Source organism: Burkholderia sp. Cy-637 (genome assembly GCF_011753175.1).
Taxonomy (GTDB): Bacteria; Pseudomonadota; Gammaproteobacteria; order Burkholderiales; family Burkholderiaceae; genus Burkholderia; species Burkholderia gladioli.
The window spans coordinates 1-24,516 of the sequence record NZ_VWWC01000078.1 but is presented as its reverse complement, the minus strand read 5'-3'; the positions used below and the strand labels follow the sequence as shown (position 1 = coordinate 24,516).

Below are 24,516 nucleotides of genomic sequence, written 5' to 3'. Positions count from 1 at the left end.
TCTTTGCAACGAGGATGTGGATATGCGCTTGGTGAATTTCATGATGGATGGACTTGCCACGCTCGGCGTGCGCGATGGCGACGCGGTGCGCGTGCTCGGCCACGAGACGCTGGAAGCGCTGTTGGCGCGCGGCGTCGACCTGGCCGAGTGGGCGAGCGCCCAGGACGACGGGCGCCGGCTGCCGGTGGACGGGCTGCACTGGCTGCCGCCGCTGCGGCATCCGCCGAAGATCCTCTGCGTCGGCCTCAACTTCGCCGACCACACCAGGGAGAGCAACTACGAGCAGCCGGCCTATCCGACGTTGTTCCTGCGCGTCGATACCAGCCTGGTGGCGCATGGGCAGCCGATGATCCGCCCGGCCGTGAGCGATTCCGAGGGCCTCGATTTCGAGGGCGAGATCGCCGTGGTGCTGGGCCGGGGCGGGCGCCATATCGCCAGGGAGCGGGCCCTCGATTGCGTGGCGGGTTATGCGCTGTTCAACGACGGCTCGGTGCGCGAGTACCAGTTCAAGACGCCGCAATGGACCGTCGGCAAGAACTTCGACGCCACCGGCGCCTTCGGCCCGGAACTGATCACGCCGGACGAGCTGCCGCCCGGGATCAAGGGGCTGCGGCTGGAAACGCGCCTGAACGGCGAGCTGGTGCAGTCGGCCAGCACCGACGACCTGGTGTTCGACGTCGCCACGCTGATCAGCATCATCAGCGAGGCGATCACCCTGGAGCCCGGCGACGTGATCGTCTCTGGCACGCCCTCGGGGATCGGCTGGGCGCGCACGCCGCGGCTGCTGATGAAGGCCGGCGACGTCTGCGAGGTCAGCGTCGAGGGCATGGGCACCCTGCGCAATCCGATCGCGGACGAAGCGGCCCGCTGAGGGCGAGAACGGGGACATCGACACCGGCATCGAACCAGAGCATCGAACCCGATGCATCGAACCAGGACAGGAGACACCATGAGCGAACCGGTAGCGCCGTCGGCCCAAGCCGGCGTGCATTCGATCGATCACTTCGCCTTGAACGTGCCGTCGATCGACGAGGCCGAGCGTTTCTACACCCGCTTCGGCCTGGACGTGCGCCGCGCCGGCGCGCGGGGCGAGGAACTCGAACTGCGCGCCGGCGACGGCTGGCGTTGGGCGCGCGTGCTGCCCGCCGCGCGCAAATCGCTGGCCTACCTGAGCTTCAACTGCTACGAAGCCGACCTCGACGCGCTGCTGGCGCAGACGCGGGCGGCGGGAGGCAGGCTGACGACGGGCGAGGGGCCGGGATTCTGGTTCCACGATCCCGACGGCAACCTGGTCGAGGTGAAGCCCGGCCCCAAGACCAGCCCCGCGTCGAAGACCCCTCACTCGGTACCGGGCACGCCGGCCGACCGGCGCGGCAACTGCACGCGCGCCGAGGTCCGGCAGGTGCGCCCGGGGCGCCTCTCGCACGTGCTGCTGTTCTCGCCCGACGTGTCGCGCGCGCTGGATTTCCACGGGCGCGCGCTGGGCCTGCGCCTGTCCGACCGCTCGCTCGACCTGATCGCCTTCACGCATGCCCCGCACGGCAGCGACCACCACCTGCTGGCGTTCGCCAAGAGCAGCGCGCGCGGCTGGCATCACGCCGCCTGGGACGTCGAGGACGTCAACCGCGTGGGCGAGGGCGCGGCGCAAATGGCGGCGGCCGGCTACACGCGCGGCTGGGGCACCGGGCGGCACGTGCTCGGCTCGAACTATTTCCACTACGTCGAGGATCCCTGGGGCTCGTTCTGCGAGTACTCGGCCGACATCGACTACGTCTCGGCGGGACAGGCGTGGCCCGCCGGCGATTTCGACCCGGAGGATTCGCTCTATATGTGGGGGCCGGCAGTCCCCGAGAACTTCACTCGAAACAGCGAGGTGTGACGCTCATCATCGTTGTTCGCGCGGGACCAAAAAAACCACATGAATGGACGGAGACATGAAGTGCACAAGGATGATGGCGGCCGGCGCGCTCGCGCTGGGCTGCGGGAGCGCCTGCGCGCAAGGCAGCGTGACGCTATACGGCATACTCGATACGGGCCTGGAGTTCGTCACGCATGCCGGGCCGAGCGGCAAGAGCCTGGTGCGGATGCCCGGCATCACCGGCTCGGTGCCCTCGCGCTGGGGCCTGCGCGGCACCGAGGACCTGGGCGGAGGTTATTCGGCGAGCTTCGTGCTCGAGGACGGTTTCAACCTGCGCGGCGGCGACTTCAACCAGGGCGGCCGCCTGTTCGGCCGGCAGGCCTGGGTCGGCCTGGCGAATCGCTACGGCACGCTCAGCTTCGGGCGGCAATACACCATGTCGTTCTGGGCGATCGTCGATGCCGACGCGCTGGGGCCCGACATCTACGGCGGCGTCGGCTCGATCGATTCGTACATCCCCAACGCGCGCAGCGACAACACCATCGCCTACAAGGGCAGCTTCGGCGGCGTGACGCTGGGCGCGACCTATTCGTTCGGGCGCGATTCGGCCGGCACCGGCAACTCGCCGGGTCAGGGCACCTGCGCGGGATCGATCCCGGGGGATTTCAACGCGTGCCGTCAATGGTCAGTACTCCTGCGGTACGACGCCGGCAGCTTCGGGGTGGCGGCGGCCTACGACGAGCAGCGCGGCGGCCCCGGCGCGGCTGCCAACCTGTTCAACGGCAGCGCCGCGATCCCGCTCACCCATAGCGGCGACAAGGATGCGCGCACCCAGTTGAACGGCTATCTCAAGCTCGGGCCGGTGAAGCTCGGCGGCGGCTGGCTGGGGCGGCGCGTGGTGGTCGGCACGCCGGGGCTGCAGGGCGTGCATACCGACATCTTCTACCTGAGCGGAACCTGGTTCGTGACGCCGACGGTGATCCTCGACGGCGGCGCCTATCGCACCATCGACACGGCCCAGGACACGCGTGCCACGCTGGCCGCGCTGCGCGGCACCTACCTGCTGTCCAAGCGCAGCAGCGTGTACCTGCAAAGCGGCTACGTGTTCAACAGCGCGAGGGCGCGCTACACGCTGAGCCAGGGCGGGCCCGGTGCCACGCCCAATGCCGGCGTCGGCCAGCTCGGCATCATGGCGGGAATTCGGCATTCGTTCTGAGCCGGAACCCAGGCGTCGGCGGCTCGGCCGGCGGTTGCCCGGCGCGCCGCCTTCACCGTTCACCGCGGAATCACCCGCTCCTGCCTGAGCCGCTCGAACAGCGCGAAGAACGCATCGGGCGTGCTCTGGTAATCGAGGAAGCCCGCCTTGCGGCTCTTGCTCATGTCGGTCAGCACTTCCATCGGGCGGCCGAGATCGGCATCGGTATGCCACCACGAGGCCAGCTTGCCGAGCTCCGGCTCGCGCAGCTGGAAGCGGGCGGCGATCTCGCTCCACGCCGCTCCGGCATCGCCCATGCGCGCCTCCAGCGGACGCGGTTGCCCGTCGAAGGGCACCGCCTCGATGCCGAAATAGCCGGCCAGTTGCGACCACATCCATTTCCAGCGGAACACGTCGCCATTGACGACGTTGAAGGCCTCGTCACGCGCGTTGTCGGAATCGGCCGCCCATTCCAGGTGGCGGGCCAGCAGCCGCGCGTCGGTCATGTCGGTCAGGCCGTTCCATTGCGCCTCGGAACCGGGGAACCGGAAGGGCTGGCCGGTCTCCCGGCACAGCGTGGCATAGACGGCCAGCGTCACGCCCATGTTCATCGCATTGCCGATCGCGTGGCCGATGATGGTGTGCGGGCGATGCACGCTCCAGCTGAAGCCATGGCGCCGCGCGGCCTCGAACAGCCGGTCTTCCTGCTCGTAGTAGAAGTTGTCCACGGGCTGCCGGCCCTGTTCCTCGCGAAACGGCGTGAGCGGCACCGCGCCGGTCGCATAGGCCTCGAAGGGGCCGAGATAGTGCTTGAGGCCCGTCACCAGCGCGGCATGCTCGATGCTGCCCGAAGGCCCCACGGCATCCAGCACGTGACGCACCATCGCGCCGTTGACGCGGATATTCTCCTTCTCGGTGGCCTGGCGGGCCCAGGCCGTGAAGAACACATGGCTGAAGCTGCGGCCCGCCAGCGCCGCCTGCACCGAAGCCGCGTCGCCGAGGTCGGCCACGATCGGCTCGATGTCGGGCGAGACGGCCGTGCGCCCGCGCGACAGGCCCGCCACCTGCCAGCCGCTCGAACGCAGCTGCTCGGCCAGGTTGCCGCCGACGATGCCGCTCGCACCAATGATGAGTGCCCGTTTTTCCATGGAATGAAGCCTCGGATGAGAAGGGTTGATCGAGCCGGCCGCTGCCGCGTTCCGGCGCGCCATCTATAATCGCGCGCTGCGCTCGGGTGATGGGGCACCGGCCCGGCCGAGCGCGGAATGTGGCATGAACCAAGCAGCGCATCCAGCAACTGCCATTCCTGGTATTGGCAGTGACAGGCTGGCTGCCGGAGAAGCGAAATGGAAAAGCAGCAACGCCTGGACGAACTGGGCGATTTCCTGCGGACGCGCCGCGCGCGGCTGCGGCCCGAGGATGTGGGGCTGCCCGCCGGCAGCCGCCGCAAGACGCCGGGCTTGCGGCGCGAGGAGGTGGCCGAGCTGGCCGGCATCAGCGTGACCTGGTATGCCTGGCTGGAGCAGGGCCGCGAGGTCAACGTCTCGTTCAAGACCGTCGAGAGCCTGGCGAACGCGCTGAGGCTGCCGCCGCACGAGCGCCGGCACCTGTTCGAGCTCGCCAGCCACTACACGCCGCCCGGCCCCTATCCGATCGTGCAGAACGTGACGGGCACGGTGCGCCGCATGCTCGACCAGCTCGGCGAGATGCCGGCCTACGTGGTGGACGGCAACTGGAATTACGTGGGCTGGAACGAGGCGGCGCGGCGTGTGTTCGGCGACTTCGGCGCGATGCCGGCGCCGCGCCGCAACCTGCTGTGGTTCACCTTCCAGCAGGACGGCGCGCGTTCGCTGTTTCTCGATTGGGACGCCTACGCGAAATGCGTGCTCGCGCAGTTTCGCGGCGACTACATCCTGCGGCCGGCCGAGGACGTGTTCCTGCGCGAGCTGGTCGAGGAACTGATCGACAGCGACCCGGACTTCCGCCTCTGGTGGGCCGAGCACGAGGTGCTCGAACGCAGCGACTGGCGCAAGCGCATCGCGCATCCGCGAGCCGGGAGGCTGGAACTCGACGCGCTCTCGCTCGAGGTACCCGACGCGCCGGGCATGCGGATCATGGTCTATGCGCCGGCGCCGTCGACCGATACGGCGCGGCGGATCGCGGCCTTGGTGGCGAGCGCGGATCCGTCGGCGAAAAAGACCGCCTAAAAGGACGACCGGAAGCCCGCCCAGGCGTCCCGATCGGCGCGGGAAAATGTGAATAAGCTCGCCGCGACCGGCGCCGCCCGGCGCCGCTCCCATTGCCTCGATCCCTTTGCCGGCAAGGCTGCCGGGCCGATTGCGATGCACCGTCACGCCGCGCCGCGATGCGAGTAGGAAACGCGAAGGATCGATCGTATTCTTGAGTGCGACGGATTCGTCACATTCGGGGCCGGCCGGAAGCGAAACGAGGGTTTCGCCGGCCGTCCCCGCCAGCCGTCCGCGCGGGTGTTGCGCGCCGGCACGACGAGATTCGATTCATGGCGCGCGCCCCTCATGCGCGCCATCCGCATTCATTTCCTTCGCAGAACTCATCATGTCGACACATTCGCAAGCCGATGCATCGCGAGCGCGGCTCTACCTGCTCGCCGCGGTCCTGTTCGTTTCCTATCTCTGCGTGGCGATCCCGCTGCCGGTCATCCCCGTGTTCGTGACGCACCAGCTCGGCCTGGACAACGTCTGGGCCGGCCTGGGCGTGGGCGTCGCGTTCTTCACCACGATCTTCACGCGCGGCTACGCCGGCAAGCTGGCGGACCGGCACGGCGCGAAGACGGCCGTGGCCCGCGGCATGCTCCTGTACGCCGCGGGCGCGGCGGTGTCGCTGCTCGCCGGCCTGTCGAGCGCGGCGCCGGCCGCGCTGGCGACGCTGATCGCCGGGCGCCTGCTGCTGGGCGTCGGCGAGAGCCTGGTGGGCGTCGGCATCATCACCTGGGGCGTGGGCCTGATGGGGCCGGCGCGCTCCGGCCAGGTGCTGGCCGTGGTCGGCGCGGCCTTCTACGGCGCGTTCGTGGTGGGCGGCCCGCTCGGCCTGCTGCTGTTCGATCGCGTCGGCTTCGCCGGCACCATGGCGATCAGCGCCGTGCTGCCCCTGCTCGGGCTCGCGGCGATCGCCGGCATGGCGGGCGTCGCGCCGCATCCGCATGCCGAGCGCCCGAGCTTCCTGAGCGTGGTCGGCCAGGTCTGGCTGCATGGGCTGGTGGTCTGCCTGCAGGGGATCGGCTTCGCCGCGATAGGCGCCTTCTTCGCGCTCGACTTCCTGCAGCAGGGCTGGCATTACGCCGGCCTGGGCCTGAGCGCCTTCGGCGCGGGCTTCGTGCTGGTGCGCGTGAGCTTCGGCCATCTGCCCGACCGCATCGGCGGCCTGCCGGTGGCGATCGGCTCGCTGGCGGTGGAGACGGTCGGCCAGTTCCTGATCTGGGGCGCGCACGACCCGGCCCTGGCCCTGGCGGGCGCCTTCCTCACCGGGCTCGGCTGCTCGATGGTGTTTCCGGCGATGGGCCGCGAGGTGGTGCACCTGGTGGCGCCGCACCTGCGCGGCACCGCGATGGGCGCCTTCGCCGCGTTCCAGGATCTCGCCTACGGCCTGACCGGGCCGGTGGCGGGCCTGCTCGCCGATCGCGCCGGCTACGGCCACGTATTCCTCACCGGCGGCCTGGCGGCCCTGGCCGGGCTGCTGATCGCGCTGTACCTGCGCCGCGCGCGCGTGGCCGTGGCGCAATGAACCGCTTAAGGAGAATGCGATGAATTTTTCCTGGTTGCATGGCGGCGCGCAGGCGCCGCGGATCGAGCGGATCCGTCACGACGTGAAGATCCGCACGCTGCGCGTGGCGCAGGTCGAGCGCCTGACGCCGTACATGGCGCGCGTGACCTTCACCGGCGAGGAACTGGCGGATTTCCGCAGCCTCGCCCCCGACGATCGCGTCAAGCTGTCTTTCACCAGCGCAGCCGGCCTCGAATCGCGGCGCGACTACACCGTGCGCCGCTTCGACGTCGACGCGCGCCTGCTGGCGATCGACTTCGCCCTGCACGACGCCGGCCCCGCCTCGAACTGGGCACGTGCCGCGCGGCCCGGCGACACCCTCAGCATCGGCGGTCCCAAGGGTTCGGCGGTAATCTCGCCGGAGGTGCGTCGCTGGCTGCTGATCGGCGACGAGACGGCGCTGCCGGCGATCGGCCGCCGCATCGAGGAGGCGAGCGCCGGCACGCGCATCACCAGCCTGGTCAGCGTGGCCGGCGCCGCCGAGCGGCAGCACTTCGAGAGCGCCGCGCGGCTCGATGCGCGCTGGGCCTACCGGCCGCTGTCCGAGGCGCATCGGCCCGATGCGCTGCTGGCCGCGGCGCTGGAGATCGAGATCGAGGCCGACACCTTCCTGTGGGTGGCCGCCGAGGCGAGCGTGGCGCGCGCCCTGCGCCGTCATTTCGTCGATGACCGCGGCCATCCCGCCAAGTGGTTCAAGTTCTCGGGATACTGGGTGGCGGGGCAGGCCGACGCGCATGAGCGCATCGACTGAAACGGGCGGCCGTCGCGACATGGCCGCCACGCTTGCATGAGGACATGAGCATGAGAATCGTCAACGATCGCGTCGAGGAGATGCGGATCTTCGTGAAGATCGTCGAGCTGCTGAGCTTCACCCGCGCCGCCGAGGCCATGCAGCTGACCACGCCGACCGTGTCCAGGGTGATGCGGCGCCTGGAGGAGCGCACCCGGCTGCGGCTGCTGAGCCGCTCGACGCGCAGCGTCGGCCCGACGCCGGAGGGTTATGCCTATTACGAGGGCTGCGTGGCCTTGCTGAACCAGCTCGACCGGCTCGATCGCAGCACCGAGCTGGCGGCCGGCGTGCCGGAAGGGCGCGTGAGGGTGGCGCTGCCCGCGCCGTTCGCGCAGCATGTGCTGATCCCCGCCTTGCCGCTGCTGTTCGAGGCCTATCCCTCGCTCGACGTCGAGATCGTGACGGCCGACGGCGAGCTCAACCTGGTGGAGGCCGGGGTGGATTGCGCGCTGCGCGTCGGCGCGATCCGCGAGACCAGCCTGGTGGCGCGCCCGGTGGGGCAGGCCGCGGAGATCTTCTGCGCCGCGCCGGCCTATCTGCGCCGGCACGCGGAGCCGCGCGAGCTGACTCAGTTGCGTGCGCATCCGATCGTCGGCAACGGCATGCACGCGCCCGGCGAATGGGACGAGGGCGAGAAGATCGTGGTGCGGGGCGCGTTGCGGCAACGCGCCAGCGCGGCCGATGCGAATGCCTACCTGGCCTGCGCGGTCGCCGGGCTCGGTATCGCGTTCGGCTATCGCCTGGCGTTCCAGCCCTGCCTCGACGCGGGCACCCTGCGCGAGATCCTGCCCGCGCACCGGCCGCCGCCGAAGCCGGTGCACATCGTCTACTACCCGAGCCGGCGCATGCCCAACCGCGTGCGCGTGTTCGTCGACTGGTTCCGCGAGGTGCTGATCGAGGCGCTCGACCAGGGCGCGCCGAGCGGGGCGCTGCCGCATGTCGACCCGCGAACCGGCCTGGCCGCCGCCGCCTCATGAGCACGCGTCGCACGCCCCGTCTTGCGGTGCGCAAGCAGCCGCAACAGGCGCGCTCGACGGAACTCGTCGCGGCCATCCTCGAGGCGGCCACCCAGGTGCTGGCCCGGGAAGGCGCGGCGCGCTTCACCACCGCGCGCGTGGCCGAGAAGGCCGGGGTCAGCGTGGGCTCGGTCTACCAGTATTTCCCGAACAAGGCGGCGATCCTGTTCCGCCTGCAATCCGACGAGTGGCGCCGCACCACCGCGATGCTGCGCGCGATCCTCGAGGACCGGCGCGATCCGCCGCCCGAGCGCCTGCACAAGATGGTGCACGCCTTCATCCTCTCGGAATGCGAGGAAGCCGACATGCGGGTGGCGCTCAACGATGCCGCGCCGCTGTATCGCGACGCGCCGGAAGCGCGCGAGGCCAGGGCCTCGAGCGCCGGCACCCTGGATCGCTTCATGCTGGAGGTGCTGCCCGGCGCGTCGCCGGCCACGCTGCAATTGGCCGGGGAGATGATCGGCGCCACCTTGCGGCTGGTCGGCAAGCAGTTTTCCGAGCGCCCGCGCACGCCGGCCGAGATCGAAGCCCATGCCAGGGCCATGTCCGATATGTTCTGCGCCTACCTGCGGGAACTGGCGAGCCGCTGAACGGGCATGCCGCGCCGCGGCTTCAGAGATATTCGAGGTTGCCGTCCACGCCGATGGCTTGCCCCGACACGTTGCGCCCGGCCGGCGAGGCGAGGAACAGCGCCATCGCGGCGATATCCGCCATGCTCACCATGCGGTGCAGCGAGATCTTCCCCAGGTATTGCTCCTTCATCGCCTCGAAGCTGGTGCCGGTGGATTGGGCGCGCGCGGCGATCACGCGATCCATCCGCTCGCCCTCGACCACCCCGGGCAGGATCGCGTTGACGCGGATGTCGCTCGGCCCCAGTTCCACCGCCAGCGACTTCATCAACCCGACGATGGCCCATTTGCTGGCCGCGTAGGGCGTGCGGAATGCATAGCCGAGGCGGCCCGCCACCGAGGACATGGCGATGATGCCGCCGCCGTCCGGATTCGCCTTCAGCAGCGGCACGGCGCGGCGCAGGAAGGTGTACTGGCTGTTGAGGTTGGTGGCGATGGTGCGCTCCCAGTCCTCGGGGGCGATGGTCTCGATTTCGCCGGTCGGCCCCGCGATGCCCGCGTTGTTGACCAGCAGGTCGAGGCCGCCGAAGTGCCGTGCCACCTCGTCGAACAGCCGGTCGACCTGGGCGCGGTCGCCGACGTCGGCCAGCGTGGCGTGCAGCCCGGGGTGGCGCGCCCTGGCCTGTTCGACCGCGACGGGATCGACGTCGCAGATGCAGACCCGCGCGTCCACCTGGAGGAAGGCCTCGGCGATCGCCGCGCCGATGCCCGAGGCCGCGCCGGACACGATCACGCGCAGGCCGGGGCGGGGTTTGAGAAGCTCGAAGGTGTTCATGACTGCCTTGCCCGTGTGGGCGATAGGGGGTGGTCCGTCGCGCATTCCGGCCGGCGAGCGGCCGGCGGCTGCGCGACGGGAGAAGCGAGGTCGAGAATCGACGCGATGCCAGCTGCCGGCATGGCCGGCGCGCGCTTCATCGCCCCGGGTATTGCGGCTGCTCGTCGTCGAGCGCAAGGCCGCTGCCCGCCGCCCGCGGCCGCGATTCGGCATCGATCGCGCGGGCCAGCAGCGGCACCAGGCACAGGCCCACCGCCGAGGCCGCGATCACGACCTTGAAGCCGGCATCGCTGCGGCCCGTGACGCTCTCCGCCAGCCCGAACAGATAGGGGCCCACGAAGCCGCCCAGCAGCCCGACGGTATTGATGAAGGCCAGCCCGGCGGCGGCCTGGATGCCCTGCAGGCGCTTCATGGCCACCGCCCAGTAGGACGGCAGGATGCCGCCGGCGAAGAAGCCGGTGACGCCGAGCAGGACCACCTGCAGCGCCTGGCTGCGGGTGGCGACGAAGGCGAGGGCGCTGGCCAGCACGCCGGCGGTCAGCGCGCCGAGGAAGCCGCAATCGTTGCGCACGCGACGATGCAGGCGCGGCAACCACAGCACGCCGATCAGGAAGCCGATCCCCACGCTGCTGGACAGCACGCCCACCAGCAGCGGCGAGCTCACGTGCATCTGCGCCACGATCGAGGGGATGAAGAAATACAGGCCGACGAAGGCCACCTGGTTCATGAAGTAGATCAGGGCGATCAGCACCGTGGTGGGGCGCTTGAGCGCGGCGATCCAGTGCGCCGAGCCGAACGCGCCCTGGCCGTGCGCCTCGGCCACCGCGTGCCGTTCGAGCGAGCGCGCCTGGTCCGGCGTCAGCCAGCCGACCTCGGCGGGCCGGTCCGGCAGCTTGAAGTACAGCAGGATGCCGACCAGCACGGTGGGCAGGCCTTCGAGCAGGAACAGCCACTGCCAGCCGCGCAGCCCGGCGGTGCCGTCGAGCTGCATCAGCGCCGCGCCGAGCGGGCTGCCGATGATCAGCGCGATCGAGGGCGCGGTGTAGATCCAGCCGACCGCCACCGCCCGGTCGCGCGGCGCGAACCAGAGCGTCACCATGTACATCAGCGCCGGGAACAGCCCCGCCTCGGCGATGCCGAGCAGCACGCGCAGCAGGTAGAACGAGGCGTCGCCGCGCACCAGCATCATGGCGGTGGACAGCAGGCCCCAGCTCACCGCGATGCGCGAGATCCAGCGGCGCGGCCCGTAGCGATGCGCGGCCAGGTTGCTGGGCACCTCCAGCAGCGCGTAGCCAATGAAGAAGATGCCGGCGCCCAGCCCGTAGGTGGCCGCGCCGATGCCGAGGTCGGCGGCCAGCGCCGTCTTGGCTAGCGCGACATTGGTGCGATCGATGAAGGACAGGAAGTAGATCAGGCCCATCAGCGGCAGCAGGCGCGTCATGGCCTTGCGGGTCGCGAGCCGGTGGGTGTCGTCCAGGTCGGCGGCGGGCGTGGCGGCAGTCATGGCGGGTGTCTCCGGAATGTGTTTGTGGTTCGTGTCCGATGGCCTTGCGGCAGGACCTACAGCGTGACCCGCTCGCGTCCCTTGAGCCCGAGCAGCTCGCGCGCCTGCGCGGGCGTGGCGATCTCGAACGACAGCTCCTCGAGGATGCGGCGGATCTTGCGCACCTGCTCGGCGTTCGAGCGGGCCTTCACGCCGCGCGACAGGTACACGCTGTCCTCCAGCCCGACCCGCACGTTGCCGCCCAGGATCGCGCCCATCGTGACCAGCGACATCTGGTGACGGCCCGCGCCCAGTACCGAGAAGGCGTAGTTCTCGCGGCCGAACAGCCGGTCGGCGGTGGCGCGCATCACGGCCAGGTTCTCGGGATCCGGCCCGGCCCCGCCCAGGATGCCGAGCACCGACTGGATGAAGAAGGGCGGCTTCACCAGCCCCGCGTCGACGAAGTAGGCCAGGTTGTGGAGATGGCCGAGGTCGTAGCACTCGAACTCGAAGCGCGTGCCGTAGTCGCGGAACTCGGTGAGGATGTTGCGGATATCGCGGAAGGTGTTCCGGAAGATCATGTCCTCCATGCCCTCCAGGTAATCCTTCTCCCAGTCGAAGCGCCATTCCTGCATGCGGGCGGCCACCGGATGCAGCGAGAAGTTCATCGAGCCGAGGTTGAGCGAGCACATCTCGGGCTTGGCCAGGCGCGCGTAGGCGAGCCGCTCGTCCAGGCTCATCCGGGTGCTGCCGCCGGTGGAGATGTTGATCACGGCATCGGTGGCGGCGGCGATCGCCGGCACGAACTGGCGGAACACCTCGGGCGAGGGCGTGGGCCGGCCGTCCTCGGGGTCGCGCGCATGCAGGTGCAGGATCGCGGCGCCCGCCTCGGCGGCTTCCAGCGCCTGCGCGCGGATCTGGTCGGGCGTGATCGGCAGGTAAGGCGACATCGACGGCACGTGGGCGGAGCCGGTCACGGCGCAGGTGATGATGACGGGATGGGCCTGGCTCATGGAGGATTTCCTTGCCGGAAGCGCCGGCGACGCGGGGCGCAGGCCATTCATGAGGAGGCCTGAGCGTGGATGAAAGGGAAGCTGCCGGCTATGCACGGATCGAGCCGCGCCGGATGCGCCGGCGCGCGGGTTGCGATCGCGACGCGGGCGAAGTCCGCTCAGCGGGGCGGGCCCGGCGGGGGCGTGGCGCGTCGGCGGTGCGACGCGGCGGCGGGGATGCTGCGCATGCTCGTCTCCTGGATCCGGGCGCGCGCCGGGAGCGCCGCGCCCTCGATTCTTGTTGCCACCATATTAGTGAGATACGATCGCGGCGGTAAGGTCATTTTCGGACAGTTGCATGTCCTCGCAGGACATCCCCGGGAGGCGAATGGCGGCGCGGTACCCCCTGCTCAACGAGCGCATCTATGCGCCCTACAAGATCGCGGCCCTGGTCGAGGTGCTGGCCGAGCAGGGCATCGCGCCGCTCGACAGCCTGCGCGGCAGCGGCCTGTCGGTGGACCAGCTCGACGATGCCGCGGTGCTGACCTCGGTGCGCCAGTACGCTGTCGTGTGCCGCAACGCGATCGAGCTGTCGTCCGATCCGGCCACGCCGTTCCGGACCGGCTCGCGCCTGCACCTGGCCGCCTACGGCATGTATGGTTATGCGCTGATGTCCTGCCTGTCGCTGCGCGACTACTTCCGGCTCGGCGTGAAATACCATCGCCTGGCCACGCCGACCCTGACGATCGAATGGCGGGAATTCCCCGATCGCGCGGTATGGACCTTTCCCGACGCGTTCGGCCCGAACCTCCCTCACGAGCTTCAACAGTTCCTGCTCGAGCAGCAGTACACCCAGCACGTCACCCATCTGCAGGACGTGGCCGGCCGCGCCTGCCCGCCGCTGCGCGCGTGCTTCGCCTATCCCGCGCCGGCGCATGCCGCGCTCTATGCCGAGTACCTCGGTTGCCCCTGCGATTTCGATGCCGAGCAGTGCGAACTGATCTACGACAGCGCGATCCTCGAGCTGCGCCCGCACCTGGCGCATCGGCACTCGGCGGCCTTGCTGCAGGACACCTGCGATCGGCTGATCGGGCAGGCCAAGACCTCGTCCGGCGCCTCGGGCGAGGTGTACCAGTTGCTGATGCGCAGCCCCGGCGAGTTCCCGGGCATGGAGGCCGTGGCCGCCACCCTGGGCATGACCAGCCGGACCTTGCGACGCCGGCTCGAATCGGAAGGCACCTCGTTCGTGGCGATCGTCGACGACGTGCGCTGCTCGCTGGCGATCGAATACCTGCGCACCACCCGCATGAGCACCGAGGACGTGGCGATGCTGGTGGGCTTCACCGACGTCGCCAATTTCCGGCGCGCGCTGAAGCGCTGGACCGGCAAGGGCGCCGCCGAGATTCGCGAGGAATAGCCGCGCCGGCCGCCTCAGGCCGAAGCGCTCGCCTTCACCAACTGCGTGAAGGCCTCCAGCGCCTTGGAGATGGTCTCCTTGCGCCACACCAGCCAGGTGCGCAGCAGGCCGAACTCCTTGCCCATCGGCCAGGCGCGCACCGTCTGCGAGCCCGGCATGCTCTCCAGCATGCTCAGCGGCATGATCGCCAGGCCGCCGCCCGCGCTCACGCAGGCCAGCATGCCGTGATACGACTCCAGCTCGCGGATCTCGCCGTGCACCGCGCCGTCGTTGGCGAGCCAGCGCTCCAGGTGGCGGCGATACGAGCAGTTCTTGCGGAACACGTAGAGCGCATCGCCGTCGGCGTCGCGCCCCCGGCGGATCGGCGCGTGATTGCTCGGCGCCACCACCACCATCTGCTCGTCGAACACCGGGAAGCCGGTCAGCTCGGGATGGTCGAGCGGGCCGTCGACGAAGGCCGCGATCAGGTCGCCGCCGAGCAGCGCGTCGATGATCTGCCCCGAGGGCCCGGTGGCGAGTTCCAGCGCCACCTGCGGGAAGCGCTGGTTGTAGGCGGCCAGGATGCCGGGGATGCGCACCGCGGCCGTGCTCTCCAGGGCGCCCAGCGCGAAGCGGCCGGCCGGCTGCTGGCCCGCCGTGACGGCGCGCGCCTCGCTCACCAGGCCCAGGATCCGGCTCGCGTAGTCGAGGAACACGCGCCCCGGCTGGGAGAGCTGCAGCCGGTTGCGCTCGCGCGTGAACAGGTCGACGCCGAGCTCCTCCTCCAGTTGCTTGATGCGCGTGGTCAGGTTGGACGGCACCCGGTGCACGGCTTGCGCGGCCGCCGCGATGCTGCCGTGGCGCGCCACCGCCTGAAACATTTCCAGCTGGATCAGATCCATGTCGATATTCTCGAAACGTGAATGAGTTGCTTAAAACTATTCAGTTTTGTTGAGCATGCGCCGAGCTTACTATGAGCGCCATCCCAAGCCAATGGAGTTCAGCATGAGCAGCGCAGACCAGCAGGTATTCCGTTCCATCAGCCCGCGCGACGGCCGCCGGCTCGCCGAATTCCCGGCCCAGGGGCCGGCCGAGCTCGAACAGGCCCTGCAGCGCACCTCGGCCGCCTTCCGCGACTGGAGGCGGCGCCCGGTGGCCGAGCGCTGCGCGGCGCTGCGCCGGCTCGGCCAGGCGCTGCGGGCCGATGCGCAGCGCATCGCCGAGACCATCACGCTGGAGATGGGCAAGCCGATCAAGCAGGCCCTGGCCGAGGTGGAGAAGTCGGCCGGCGCCTGCGACTGGTATGCCGAGCACGCGGTGGCCCTGCTGGCCCCCGAACCCACCCAGGTGGAAGGCCAGAAGGCGCGCATCGAATATCGCCCGCTCGGGCCGGTGCTGGCCGTGATGCCCTGGAATTTCCCGATCTGGCAGGTGGTGCGCGGCGCGGTGCCGGCCCTGGCCGCCGGCAATACCTATGTGCTCAAGCACGCGCCCAACGTGCTGGGCTCGGCCCGGCTGCTGGCCGAGGCCTTCGAGCGGGCCGATTTCCCGGCCGGCGTGTTCGAGCTGGTCGACCTGGGCAACGAGCTGGTGTCGGCGGCGATCGCCGATCCGCGCATCGCCGCGGTGACGGTGACGGGCAGCGTGCGCGCCGGCGCCGCGATCGGCGCGCAGGCGGGCGCCGCGCTCAAGAAGTGCGTGCTCGAGCTGGGCGGCTCCGATGCCTTCATCGTGCTGGCCGACGCGGACCTGGAGCTCGCCGTGGCGGCCGCGGTGGCCGGGCGCTTCCAGAACTCGGGCCAGGTGTGCGCGGCGGCCAAGCGCTTCATCGTCGAGGCGCCGGTGCTGGCGCAATTCACCGAGCGCTTCGTGGCGGCCGTCAAGGCGCTGCGCATGGGCGATCCGCTGGTGGCGGACAACTACGTCGGCCCGATGGCCCGCTACGACCTGCGCGACGAACTGCATGGCCAGGTCGAGCGCAGCCTGGCCGAAGGCGCCACGCTGCTGGTGGGCGGCCACAAGGTGGAGGGCGAGGGCAACTACTACCAGCCCACCGTGCTGGCCGACGTCAAGCCGGGCATGACCGCGTTTCGCGAGGAGCTGTTCGGGCCGGTGGCCGCGATCATCCCCGCCGACAGCGCCGCGCACGCGGTGCAGCTGGCCAACGACAGCGACTTCGGCCTGACCGCCTCGGTGTTCACGCGCGATGCCGCGCTGGCCGAGTCGATCACGGAGGAATTGGAGGTGGGCGGCGTGTTCATCAACGGCTACAGCGCCAGCGACGTGCGGGTGGGCTTCGGCGGCGTGAAGAAGAGCGGCTTCGGACGCGAGCTCTCGCACTTCGGCCTGCGCGAGTTCTGCAACGCGCAGACGGTGTGGGCGGATCGTCGCTGAACCGCTGAACCGCTGAACTGCCGGCCGGGCTTCGCGCCCGGCCCGGCTCGCCGCCGCCGACAACCGCCTCGGCGGCGGCGGCGTTTGGCTGTTACCGCCTACCAGTGGATCATCGGCCGGCCCGCCACCGGCGAGCGGAAGCTGGCGAGCGTGGTGCCCTTCAGGCTGCCGAGGTAGACCGTCTTCAGGTCCGGGCCGCCGAAGGTCACGCTGGTCAGCCAGGGCGCGATGCGGCCGCCCGTTTCCGCCATGATCGACATCGGCACGATCTCGCCGCTCGCGAAGGCCGCGTCGAAGCGCGCCGTGGCGGCCGCGTCGCCGTCGTCCAGCAGGGTATGCAGGTCGCCATCGGGATCGATCGCGACGATCCGGTCGGCGAAGATCATCGCGCACCACAGGTTGCCGTAGGCATCGAAGGCGAAACCGTCGATCAGGCCGGGCCCGAGCCGGCTCGGGCCATAGGTCTCGCGCGGGCCCAGCGCGCCGTCGTCCAGCACGCGAAAGCGGCTGACTCGGTTCGCGGTGGTTTCCGCCACGTACAGGAAGCGTTCGTCGGGATCGAGCCGGATCTCGTTGGTGAAGGCTAGGCCATCCGCCACGATGCGCGCGCCGCGCTGGTCGATCAGCACGATGTAACCATCGGCCAGGTTGTTGCGCACCGCGTTCGGCCAGGGATCGACACGCGTGGAGATGGTCACCCACAGCCGGTCCCGGCTGTCGCGCAGCACGAAGTTGACCTTGCCGGGCGGCTTGCCGTCCAGGCCGTCGAACAGCACCCGCAGCTCGCCCGAGCGCGTGAGCCGCTCGACGCGGTCGGTGCCGATGTTGGCGATCAGGATGTTGCCTTCGGCGTCGAGCGCCAGGCCGTTGGGCAGGGAGCCGCTGGTCAGGCCGTCGGAGGCGGCGGTCGCGGCGGCGCCCTCGGGCAGGATCAGCGCCTGGTGGCCGGCGGGATCGATGCGCAGCACGCCGCCGCGCGCGTCCGCCACCAGCAGCGAGCCGTCGCGCTGGGCGAGGATGCATTCGGGGCGCTGCAGGTCGTGGCCGACATGGCGGATCGAGGCGGGATCCACGCTGAAGCCTTGGATGGGATTCACGGGGGGCATCTCCATGTTGTGCGCTTGTTGCTCTCGTCATGGTGTCGGCACCGGATGCTCTCAGGCTGGCTTCACCCGGGCCGCGTTCGAGTATGCACGCAATCCCGCCTCGAGATATCGAAGCCCACACGAAGCCGGCTGTCTTCAGCCGTCCTCGCCCACCTCCACCGGATCGGGCAGGTCCGGCAAGCGCTTGTCGGGGGACGGCGAGGGGTTGGCCGGCCGCGTGGCGGGCGGCGTGTCGTGCCGATCGCGGTCCCTGCCTTGATCCTGGTCTTGTTCTTGATCCTGGTCCTGCGGTGCAGGGGTAGTGGGCTGGTTCATCGTCGTGCTCCTTTTTTCATGAGGTTTCGTCGGCCTGTGCCGCGAGCTAGGCGCCCGGCGCCGAGCCGGCCAGCAGGCTCGCGAACAGGATCTCGTCGGTGCGCAGCCCGCGCCGTTTCGCGCAGGGTCCGAGCACGGCGAGCGCGCCGGTCTCGAAGGCTTCCAGTACCACGGGATGGATGTAGCTGCTCCGGCACACGGCCGGCGTGTTGTGCAGCAGCGCCGCCACCTCGCGCACCGTCGCGACGATCTGCTTGCGCGCCTGCCGCGCATCGAGCCAGGCGGCGCGCCGCAGCAGCGCGAGCGCGTTGACGCTGCCGGCCCAGGTCCGGTAGTCCTTGGCGCTGAAATCGGCGCCGCCCGCCTCGCGCAGGTAGTCGTTGATCCCGGCCGGGCCGATCGCGTGCCGCGCACCATCGGCGTCGAGGTACTGGAACAGGGCGCGGCCCGGCAGCTTCGCGCAGGCGCGCAGGATCGGCAGCACGCGCGCGTCGTCGATCGCCACGTCGTGCTCCACGCCGCTTTTCCCCGCGAAGCGCAGCCGCATCGCGCCGGCCTCGATCGAGAGATGGCGCTTGCGCAGCGTGGTCAGCCCGAACGAGGCGTTGTCGCGCGCGTACTCGGCATTGCCGATGCGCACCAGGGTGCTGTCCAGCAGCCGCACCACGGCGGCGGCGATCTTCTCGCGCGGCATGCCCGGCCTCGCCAGGTCGCGGCTCACGCGCGCGCGGATGCGCGGCAGCGCCTGCGCGAAGGCGGCCAGGCGCGCGTACTTGTCCGCGTCGCGCAGCTCGCGCCAGCGCGGGTGGTAGCGATACTGCTTGCGGCCGCGATCGTCGCGGCCGGTGGCCTGCAGGTGGCCATGCGGGTCCACGCAGATCCACACGTCCACGTAGGCGGGCGGGATCGCGAGCGCGTCGATGCGGGCGATCTCGCGCGCGTCGCGGATCGGCAGGCCGCGCGTATTGAAGTAGACGAAGCCGTCGGCGCCGCGCCGGCGCGTATAGCCGGGGCGGCTGTCGTCGACGCGGCGCAGCGGCGGGGCAAGCGGCGCGGCGGCATCGCGGCCGATGCGCGCCGGCCGGGCCGGGGCCGCGCCGGCACCGGGCGAGGTGCGCGGCGTGTGGCGCGCGCTCGATTCACGGCGCGGCGCGGGCGGGCGCGGGGTCTTGGCAAAGCGCCGCGGCGCCTGGGGGCTGGCATGGCTCATGGGCGGGTCCTCCGGATTCGTCCCGGCATCGCCGGCCGGGATCAGACATTCCGTAGCAAACGCGATGCCGGCCCGGCCGGCATATTTTTCAAACGATGGATGGCGTCGTTGCCGGTTCGGCCGGTGGGTGCGAACCCTGCCCGCGGGCCGCGGGGGCCGGGCCTGGCCGACGAGCGCGACGCCCTCGGCCCGCCGGTGGCGCGCGTGAGCGAACACTACGACGACAACGACCGCCGCATGACCCAGCACGCGCTGGCGCGGATGTCGGCCTCGCTCGCGGCGCTGCGCCCGGTGCCTAGCCGCCCTCGGCCGGATCGGCGGCGAGCCGGCTGTAGAGCGTCTTGAGGCTGATGCCGAGCATCTCCGCGGCATGGGCCTTGACGCCCGCGCAGTGCGCCAGGGTGGCCGCCACCAGGCGGCGATCCATCTCGTCGAGCGGTACGGCCAGCGGCACCGAGACCGACTCGCCCGGCACCTGCGCCGCCTGCGCCAGCTCGTCGATGATCGGCAGCGGCAGCGTGTCGATCAGCTCGCCCTCGCAGAAGATCGCCGCGCGCTGCACCAGGTTGCGCAGCTCGCGCACGTTGCCGCGCCAGTTGCGCTGGCGCATCTCGCGCCGGGCCGCCTCCGAGAATCGCAGGGCGCGGCCCGCCTGCTGGTTGAGCGCTTCCAGGAAGGCCTCGGCCAGCAGCACCACGTCGTCCTCGCGCTCGCGCAGCGGCGGCAGTGCGATCGGGAACACGTTGATGCGGTGATAGAGGTCGGCGCGCAGCCTGCCCTCGTCGATCGAGGCGAGCGGATCGCGATTGCTGGCCGCCACGATGCGCACGTCCACCTCCACCTCGCGCGTGCCGCCCAGGCGCATCACGCGGCGCGTCTCCAGCACGCGCAGCAGGCGCACCTGCAGCTCGATCGGCATCTCGGTGATCTCGTCGAGGAACAGGGTGCCGCCGTCGGCGCGCTCGAAGAAGCCGCGATGATCGCGCTCGGCGCCGGTGAAGCTGCCGCGCTCGTGGCCGAACATCTCGCTCTCGATCAGGTTGGCCGGCAGCGCGCCGCAGTTGATCGCCACGAAGGGCTGGTCGTGGCGCGGGCTCAGGTCGTGCACGGTCTGCGCGGCGAGCTCCTTGCCGGTGCCCGATTCGCCGGTCAGCAGCACCGAGGCGGAGGTGCCGGCCACGCGCGCGATCGCATCGTAGACGCCGAGCATCGCCGGCGAGCGGCCCAGCATGCTGCCGAAGCGCGAGGAGCGGCGCAGCTCGGCGGCCAGCGCCTCGAGATTGTCGGCGCGTTGCTCCTGGCGCGCCACGCGCGAGAGCAGGCGCTGCACGCGCTCCATGTTGAACGGCTTCACCAGGTAGTCGCTGGCGCCGAGGCGAATCGCGCGGATCGCGGTATCGAGCGAGGCATTGCCGGTGGCGACCACGAATTCGCAGCGCTCGCGGGGCAATTCGTCGAGCAGGGACAGGCCGCTGCCGTCGGGCAGCATCAGGTCGCAGAGCACCAGGCTCGGCAAGCGTGCGGCGATCCGCTCGCGCGCTTGCCCGAGCGAGCCGGCGGTATCGCAGGGCAGGTCCTGCGAGGCGGCGAGGGCCGCCATGGACGCGCGGATTTCCGCGTCGTCGTCGACCACCAGGATGTGGGGCATGGGCTGTCTTGTCGTGGAGGGACGCAAGCGATTGGGGGGCGATGACCGGCCGGATCGAGCCGGCCGTCCGAGGATGGCTGCAAGTTCCGGACCAGGGATGCGAGGCGCCGGCAGGCAAGGCGCGAGGCGCGGATGCGCGAATCGAAACTCGCACTCGGCGGGCATTTTTTTCAAAAGCGCGCCGGATCCTGCATGGCTGCCGCGTCGCTGCGCGGCGGCGGGTGGTGGGCGAGCCAGGGCGCGCGGAACACCTCAGTCTTTCACCTGCGCGTGGCGGTGATAGCGGTTCATCAGCGGCGTGGCCGAGATGCCGTGCGCGACCACCGACAGCGCGATGATCGCCAGCACCACCGGCGCGAGCGGCCGCGCCGCGGCCGGCGCGTATTCCAGCGCGAACAGCAGGTAGTAGAACGAACCGATGCCGCGGATCCCGAACCAGCCCACCAGCCGCCGCTGGGTCGGGCTGGTGGGCGAGCCGGCCAGCGAGACGGCCACCGCGAGCGGGCGGATCAGCAGCATCAGCGCGGCGGCCACCGCCAGCATCGGCCACCAGCCGCGGGCCGTCAGCAGGCCCGGCAGCAGGCTGCCGATCATGGTCATCACCACCACCTCGGCGATGCGCTCCAGCTCGATGGTGAAACCGAGCACCGATTCGGCCATGTAGGCGTGGGCGCGCTGCGGGTCCTGGGCGGTGGCGCCCACGTCGGTGGAGTCGATGGTGCCGATCACCTCGCGCGGCGCGCTCGGGCCGCTCGCGCGATGCTCGACGCGGCGCATCGCGACGCCGGCGGCGAAGGCCGACAGGAAGCCGAAGCCGTGCGCGAGCTGGGCCAGGCCGAAGGCCACCACGATCAGCCCGAGCGCGAAGAAGCCTTCCAGGCCGAGCGCCTGCGAATGATGCGTGCGCAACCAGGTGACGCCGCGCAGGGTGAGCCAGCCGAGCGCGGCGCCGATCGCCAGCGCGCCGCCGATGCCCCAGGCCACCTCCAGCGCGTAGTGGAGCGAGGCGGGCGATGCGCCGCCGATCAGCCCGGCATGGCCGCATAGCGCGAGGCCGGCCAGCACGAAGGGCAGCGAGATGCCGTCGTTGAGGCCGCCTTCGCCGGACAGCGCGAAGCGCACCAGGTCCACGTCGCCGGGGTTGCGCACCTGCACGTCGTGGGCGAGCACCGGGTCGGTGGGCGCGAGCATCGCCGCGAGCAGCAGCGCCGGGCCCCAGGCCAGGCCCAGCAGCGGCATGGCCACGGCGGCCAGCAGCGGCACCGTGACGATCATCGCGACGAAGCCGAGCCGCACCGGCAGCAGCCAGAGCCGGTCCAGCGCGGCCACCCGCAGGCGCAGGCCGATCGCGAACAGCGACACCAGCAGGGCCACCTCGGTGATCTGCCTGAGCAGCTTCGCGTCGCGCCCGAGATCGAGATCCATCATTCCGAGCCCGGCCGGCCCGAGCGCGGCGCCCACCGCGAGATAGATCATCGCGGTGCTGCAGGGCAGCCGATGCAGGGCCGAGCCCAGCACGCCGACGGCGATCAGCACCCCGCCGACCAGCAGATACCAGAGGGTTTCATGAAGCATCGGCGTTCCTCCCTGAAGGGCGGCCGAAGGTCCCGCCATGGCGGGATCGATGGCCGCGAATGATTGCTGCGGGGTCCGAAATGGTACGGCAGGGTTCGCCGTGCCGCTGGCCCGCGATTTCTTCAATCGACCGCTGTGCCGTGCAGAAAGTTGCGCCTGCCACGATCTCCAAGTCGCCTCGGGCAGGCGATTCGCACGAGGTGGCGGCTGGGCATCGAAATTGCGGTTTCGTGTCGATCGATGGCCTGGACCTGGGAGCAAGCATGATCGGTATCGTGATACCCGCGCACAACGAGGCAAGGCGGCTCGCGCGCTGCCTGGCGGCCGCCGTCGCGGCGGCGCGGCATCCCGCGCTGGCTCGGGAGGCGGTGCGCATCGTGGTGGTGCTCGACAGTTGTCGCGACGCCTCGGCGCGGATCGCGGCGCGGTACCCGGTCGAGGTGCTGGGCGTGGAGGCGCGCAAGGTGGGCGTGGCGCGCGCCACCGGCGCCGCGCATCTGCTGCGGCTCGGCGCGCGCTGGCTGGCCTTCACCGACGCGGACAGCCGCGTCGCGCCCGACTGGCTGGCCGTGCAGCTCTCGCTCGGCGCCGACGCCGTGTGCGGCACGGTGGCCGTGGACGACTGGCGCGGCCATCCCGCCTGCGTGCGCGAGCATTGGCGCCGCGCCTATCGCGACGTGGACGGGCATCGTCACGTGCATGGCGCGAACCTCGGCGTGAGCGCGCGGGCATATCGGCGCGCCGGCGGTTTTCCGCCGCTGGCCTGCGGCGAGGACGTGATGCTGGTCGACCTGCTGGCAGCGACTGGCGCCACCATCGCCTGGAGCGCCGCGCCGCGCGTGAGCACCAGCGCGCGCGCCGACCCGCGCGTGCGCGGCGGTTTCGGCGACACGCTGGAAACCTGGGCGCGGGTCGACGGCGCGGCCGTCGCGCCGGGCCTGCCGCTCGCGCCGGCCGTGGCCGATTCCGGCGATGCCGCGCCGGAGCTGCGATGAGGCGGCCGATCCAGGAGGCCAGCGACCAGCGTGGCGCCCCATCGCCTGTCGAGGCGTGTCGGCGAGGCCAGGCGAGCGGCGCAGCCGCCACGCTGCCCGACACGACGCGCGACGAGCGCGCACCGCTGTTCGTGGTCTCGCCGCACCTGGACGACGCCGTGTTCGGCTGCGCCGCCTTGCTGGCGGTGCGGCCCGGCGCGGTGGTCTGCACCGTGTTCGCCGGCACGCCCGCGGCGCCGCAGCGGCAGCCCTGGGACCAGGCGGCCGGCTTCGCCGATTCCACCGCCGCGATGGACGAGCGGCGTCGCGAGGACGAGCGCGCGCTGGCCTGGTGCGCGGCGCGCGGCGTCTGCCTGGATTTCCTCGACGCGCAATACGGCGCCTCGCCCGAGGTGCCGGCCCTGGCCGAGGCGCTCGCCGCGCAACTGGCGCGGCATGCCGGCGCCGCGCCGCTGCTGCCGCTCGGCCTGCGCCATCCCGATCATCGGCGCGTCGCGGCGGCCTGGCTCGCGCTGCTGCGCGCGGGACGGATCGGCGCCTGCCTGGTCTACGAGGAGGCGATCCATCGCGCCGCGCCCGACGAAACGCGGCGACGCCTGGCCGAGCTGGAGCGTGCCGGCCTGGAGATCACGCCGCTCGGCGTCGACTGGTGTCCCGATCGCGAGGTGAGGCGCGCGCGCGGCATCAAGCGGCGCGCGGTGGCGGCCTATGCGAGCCAGTTGCGCGCGTTCGGCGGGGCGCCGCTGGCCGATCTCGAGCAGCCCGAGCGCTACTGGCGCATGGAATGGCGCGGCGCGACGCGCTGCACGACTTGAAGAGGATCCCGCCTCGAGGCGCGCGTTGCCGAGTTCTCGCGGCCGCGCATCGATTCGCCGCGAGGCGAAGCATGCCGCGGTCGTCGCGGCGGCCCTAGCGACCCGCGGCATCGCCCCGGCGCTGCTCGCGCCGCGCCAGGCTGGCCGGCTCCGCGCTCCACACGTCGAGCAGGAAATCGGCATCGTCGATATGCGCCACCACCTCCAGCGCGGCACGGCGCGCGGCCTGCGCGAAGCGCGCGTGCACCGCGCCGCCGCCGATGCGCATGTCCTCGGCGCCATGTCGCCAGTGGCAGCACGCCAGCGTGCCGTCGTGCTCCAGCGAGGCGCAGGCCAGGCGCGCCAGCGCCGCGCAAGCCGGCTCGTCGAGGTAGTAGCCGAATTCGCTGATCACGATCAGGTCGAAGCGCGCCTCGGGCCAGTCGTCCGGCATCGCGCGCGTCTCCACGCGGGCCTGCGCGAAGGGCGCGAGCCGGCGCTGCGCGAGCGCCACCGCGCGCGGCGCGAAATCGGCCGACAGCAGCGT

Annotated in this window: 22 protein-coding genes and 2 pseudogenes; 13 read left to right on the top strand and 11 right to left on the bottom strand. The window is 71.1% G+C overall.

The features are described 5' to 3' along the window. The first annotated feature begins 22 nt into the window (after positions 1–22). The 3 genes from F3J10_RS20225 to F3J10_RS20215 all read left to right on the top strand — a co-directional run bounded on the left by F3J10_RS20225 (position 23) and on the right by F3J10_RS20215 (position 3,074). Entirely contained in the window at positions 23–871 is an 849-nt protein-coding gene (locus tag F3J10_RS20225) for a fumarylacetoacetate hydrolase family protein (protein ID WP_167242854.1), read from the top strand. A 78-nt stretch (positions 872–949) separates the two neighbouring features. After that, positions 950–1,879 (top strand): VOC family protein, encoded by a 930-nt coding sequence (locus F3J10_RS20220; protein ID WP_167242853.1) that lies wholly within the window; start codon positions 950–952, stop codon positions 1,877–1,879. Positions 1,880–1,934: 55 nt separating this feature from the next. Further along, positions 1,935–3,074 carry a porin gene (locus F3J10_RS20215; protein ID WP_167242852.1) on the top strand — a complete coding sequence of 380 codons (1,140 nt, stop codon included), beginning with the start codon at positions 1,935–1,937 and terminating at the stop codon, positions 3,072–3,074. Positions 3,075–3,133: 59 nt separating this feature from the next. Here the strand turns inward: F3J10_RS20215 and F3J10_RS20210 are convergent, their stop codons facing one another. Then, complete coding sequence (locus F3J10_RS20210) at positions 3,134–4,201, bottom strand: SDR family oxidoreductase (protein ID WP_167242851.1); 1,068 nt, start codon at positions 4,199–4,201, stop codon at positions 3,134–3,136. A 198-nt stretch (positions 4,202–4,399) separates the two neighbouring features. On the opposite strand from F3J10_RS20210, the gene F3J10_RS20205 reads away from it, so the two are divergent. The 5 genes from F3J10_RS20205 (at position 4,400) to F3J10_RS20185 (ending at position 9,247) form a co-directional block, all read left to right on the top strand. Continuing rightward, a complete protein-coding gene (locus F3J10_RS20205) occupies positions 4,400–5,260 on the top strand; it encodes a helix-turn-helix transcriptional regulator (protein WP_167233171.1) in 861 nt (286 codons plus the stop codon). Positions 5,261–5,627: 367 nt separating this feature from the next. Beyond that, positions 5,628–6,812, top strand: a complete 1,185-nt coding sequence (locus F3J10_RS20200; RefSeq protein WP_167242850.1) for an arabinose transporter — start codon at positions 5,628–5,630, stop codon at positions 6,810–6,812. Positions 6,813–6,831: 19 nt separating this feature from the next. Further along, on the top strand, positions 6,832–7,602 hold the full coding sequence (locus F3J10_RS20195; RefSeq protein ID WP_167233169.1) for a siderophore-interacting protein: 771 nt from the start codon (positions 6,832–6,834) through the stop codon (positions 7,600–7,602). A gap of 50 nt (positions 7,603–7,652) precedes the next feature. Next, on the top strand, positions 7,653–8,618 hold the full coding sequence (locus tag F3J10_RS20190) for a LysR family transcriptional regulator (RefSeq protein WP_167242849.1): 966 nt from the start codon (positions 7,653–7,655) through the stop codon (positions 8,616–8,618). Then, positions 8,615–9,247, top strand: a complete 633-nt coding sequence (locus F3J10_RS20185) for a TetR family transcriptional regulator (protein ID WP_025097189.1) — start codon at positions 8,615–8,617, stop codon at positions 9,245–9,247. Before F3J10_RS20190 ends, F3J10_RS20185 begins: the two co-directional genes overlap by 4 nt. A 22-nt stretch (positions 9,248–9,269) precedes the next feature. On the opposite strand, the gene F3J10_RS20180 is transcribed toward F3J10_RS20185, so the two are convergent. From F3J10_RS20180 to F3J10_RS20170, 3 genes are all read right to left on the bottom strand, one after another. Further along, positions 9,270–10,061, bottom strand: coding sequence for an SDR family oxidoreductase (locus F3J10_RS20180; protein ID WP_167242848.1), 792 nt, complete (start codon positions 10,059–10,061; stop codon positions 9,270–9,272). A 136-nt stretch (positions 10,062–10,197) separates the two neighbouring features. Continuing rightward, positions 10,198–11,565, bottom strand: a complete 1,368-nt coding sequence (locus F3J10_RS20175; RefSeq protein ID WP_167242847.1) for an MFS transporter — start codon at positions 11,563–11,565, stop codon at positions 10,198–10,200. 56 nt (positions 11,566–11,621) lie between these two features. Next, entirely contained in the window at positions 11,622–12,557 is a 936-nt protein-coding gene (locus F3J10_RS20170) for a 3-keto-5-aminohexanoate cleavage protein (protein ID WP_166914260.1), read from the bottom strand. Positions 12,558–12,924: 367 nt separating this feature from the next. On the opposite strand from F3J10_RS20170, the gene F3J10_RS20165 reads away from it, so the two are divergent. Next, complete coding sequence (locus F3J10_RS20165; protein WP_166914262.1) at positions 12,925–13,953, top strand: AraC family transcriptional regulator; 1,029 nt, start codon at positions 12,925–12,927, stop codon at positions 13,951–13,953. A 14-nt stretch (positions 13,954–13,967) separates the two neighbouring features. On the opposite strand, the gene F3J10_RS20160 is transcribed toward F3J10_RS20165, so the two are convergent. Next, positions 13,968–14,834, bottom strand: a complete 867-nt coding sequence (locus F3J10_RS20160; RefSeq protein ID WP_013690812.1) for a LysR family transcriptional regulator — start codon at positions 14,832–14,834, stop codon at positions 13,968–13,970. Between the two features lie 103 nt (positions 14,835–14,937). On the opposite strand from F3J10_RS20160, the gene F3J10_RS20155 reads away from it, so the two are divergent. Further along, positions 14,938–16,326 (top strand): aldehyde dehydrogenase family protein, encoded by a 1,389-nt coding sequence (locus tag F3J10_RS20155; protein WP_167242846.1) that lies wholly within the window; start codon positions 14,938–14,940, stop codon positions 16,324–16,326. 98 nt (positions 16,327–16,424) lie between these two features. Here F3J10_RS20155 and F3J10_RS20150 read toward each other — a convergent pair whose 3' ends face one another. The 3 genes from F3J10_RS20150 to F3J10_RS20140 form a co-directional block, all read right to left on the bottom strand. Then, positions 16,425–17,432, bottom strand: coding sequence for an SMP-30/gluconolactonase/LRE family protein (locus F3J10_RS20150; protein ID WP_166914268.1), 1,008 nt, complete (start codon positions 17,430–17,432; stop codon positions 16,425–16,427). Between the two features lie 135 nt (positions 17,433–17,567). Next, positions 17,568–17,747: a hypothetical protein gene (locus F3J10_RS20145; protein WP_167242845.1), complete on the bottom strand. Its 180-nt coding sequence runs from the start codon at positions 17,745–17,747 to the stop codon at positions 17,568–17,570. Between the two features lie 46 nt (positions 17,748–17,793). Continuing rightward, positions 17,794–18,957 (bottom strand): DNA topoisomerase IB, encoded by a 1,164-nt coding sequence (locus F3J10_RS20140; protein WP_240155646.1) that lies wholly within the window; start codon positions 18,955–18,957, stop codon positions 17,794–17,796. A gap of 162 nt (positions 18,958–19,119) precedes the next feature. Between F3J10_RS20140 and F3J10_RS36675 the strand changes: the two are divergent. Then, positions 19,120–19,309 (top strand): annotated as a pseudogene (locus tag F3J10_RS36675) (GMC family oxidoreductase); the annotation flags it as partial. Here the strand turns inward: F3J10_RS36675 and F3J10_RS20135 are convergent. Together F3J10_RS20135 and F3J10_RS20130 are read right to left on the bottom strand one after the other, a co-directional pair. Next, positions 19,253–20,605, bottom strand: coding sequence for a sigma-54 dependent transcriptional regulator (locus F3J10_RS20135; RefSeq protein WP_167242844.1), 1,353 nt, complete (start codon positions 20,603–20,605; stop codon positions 19,253–19,255). The pseudogene F3J10_RS36675 and the gene F3J10_RS20135 overlap by 57 nt on opposite strands. A gap of 252 nt (positions 20,606–20,857) precedes the next feature. Continuing rightward, complete coding sequence (locus F3J10_RS20130; protein ID WP_167242843.1) at positions 20,858–22,180, bottom strand: cation:proton antiporter; 1,323 nt, start codon at positions 22,178–22,180, stop codon at positions 20,858–20,860. Between the two features lie 263 nt (positions 22,181–22,443). Between F3J10_RS20130 and F3J10_RS20125 the strand changes: the two genes are divergently transcribed. Further along, positions 22,444–23,175, top strand: a complete 732-nt coding sequence (locus F3J10_RS20125) for a glycosyltransferase (protein WP_167242842.1) — start codon at positions 22,444–22,446, stop codon at positions 23,173–23,175. Next, positions 23,172–23,990: a PIG-L family deacetylase gene (locus F3J10_RS20120; protein WP_167242841.1), complete on the top strand. Its 819-nt coding sequence runs from the start codon at positions 23,172–23,174 to the stop codon at positions 23,988–23,990. Before F3J10_RS20125 ends, F3J10_RS20120 begins: the two co-directional genes overlap by 4 nt. 94 nt (positions 23,991–24,084) lie before the next feature. On the opposite strand, the pseudogene F3J10_RS20115 reads toward F3J10_RS20120, so the two are convergent. Beyond that, a pseudogene (locus F3J10_RS20115) lies at positions 24,085–24,516 on the bottom strand (SAM-dependent methyltransferase); the annotation flags it as partial.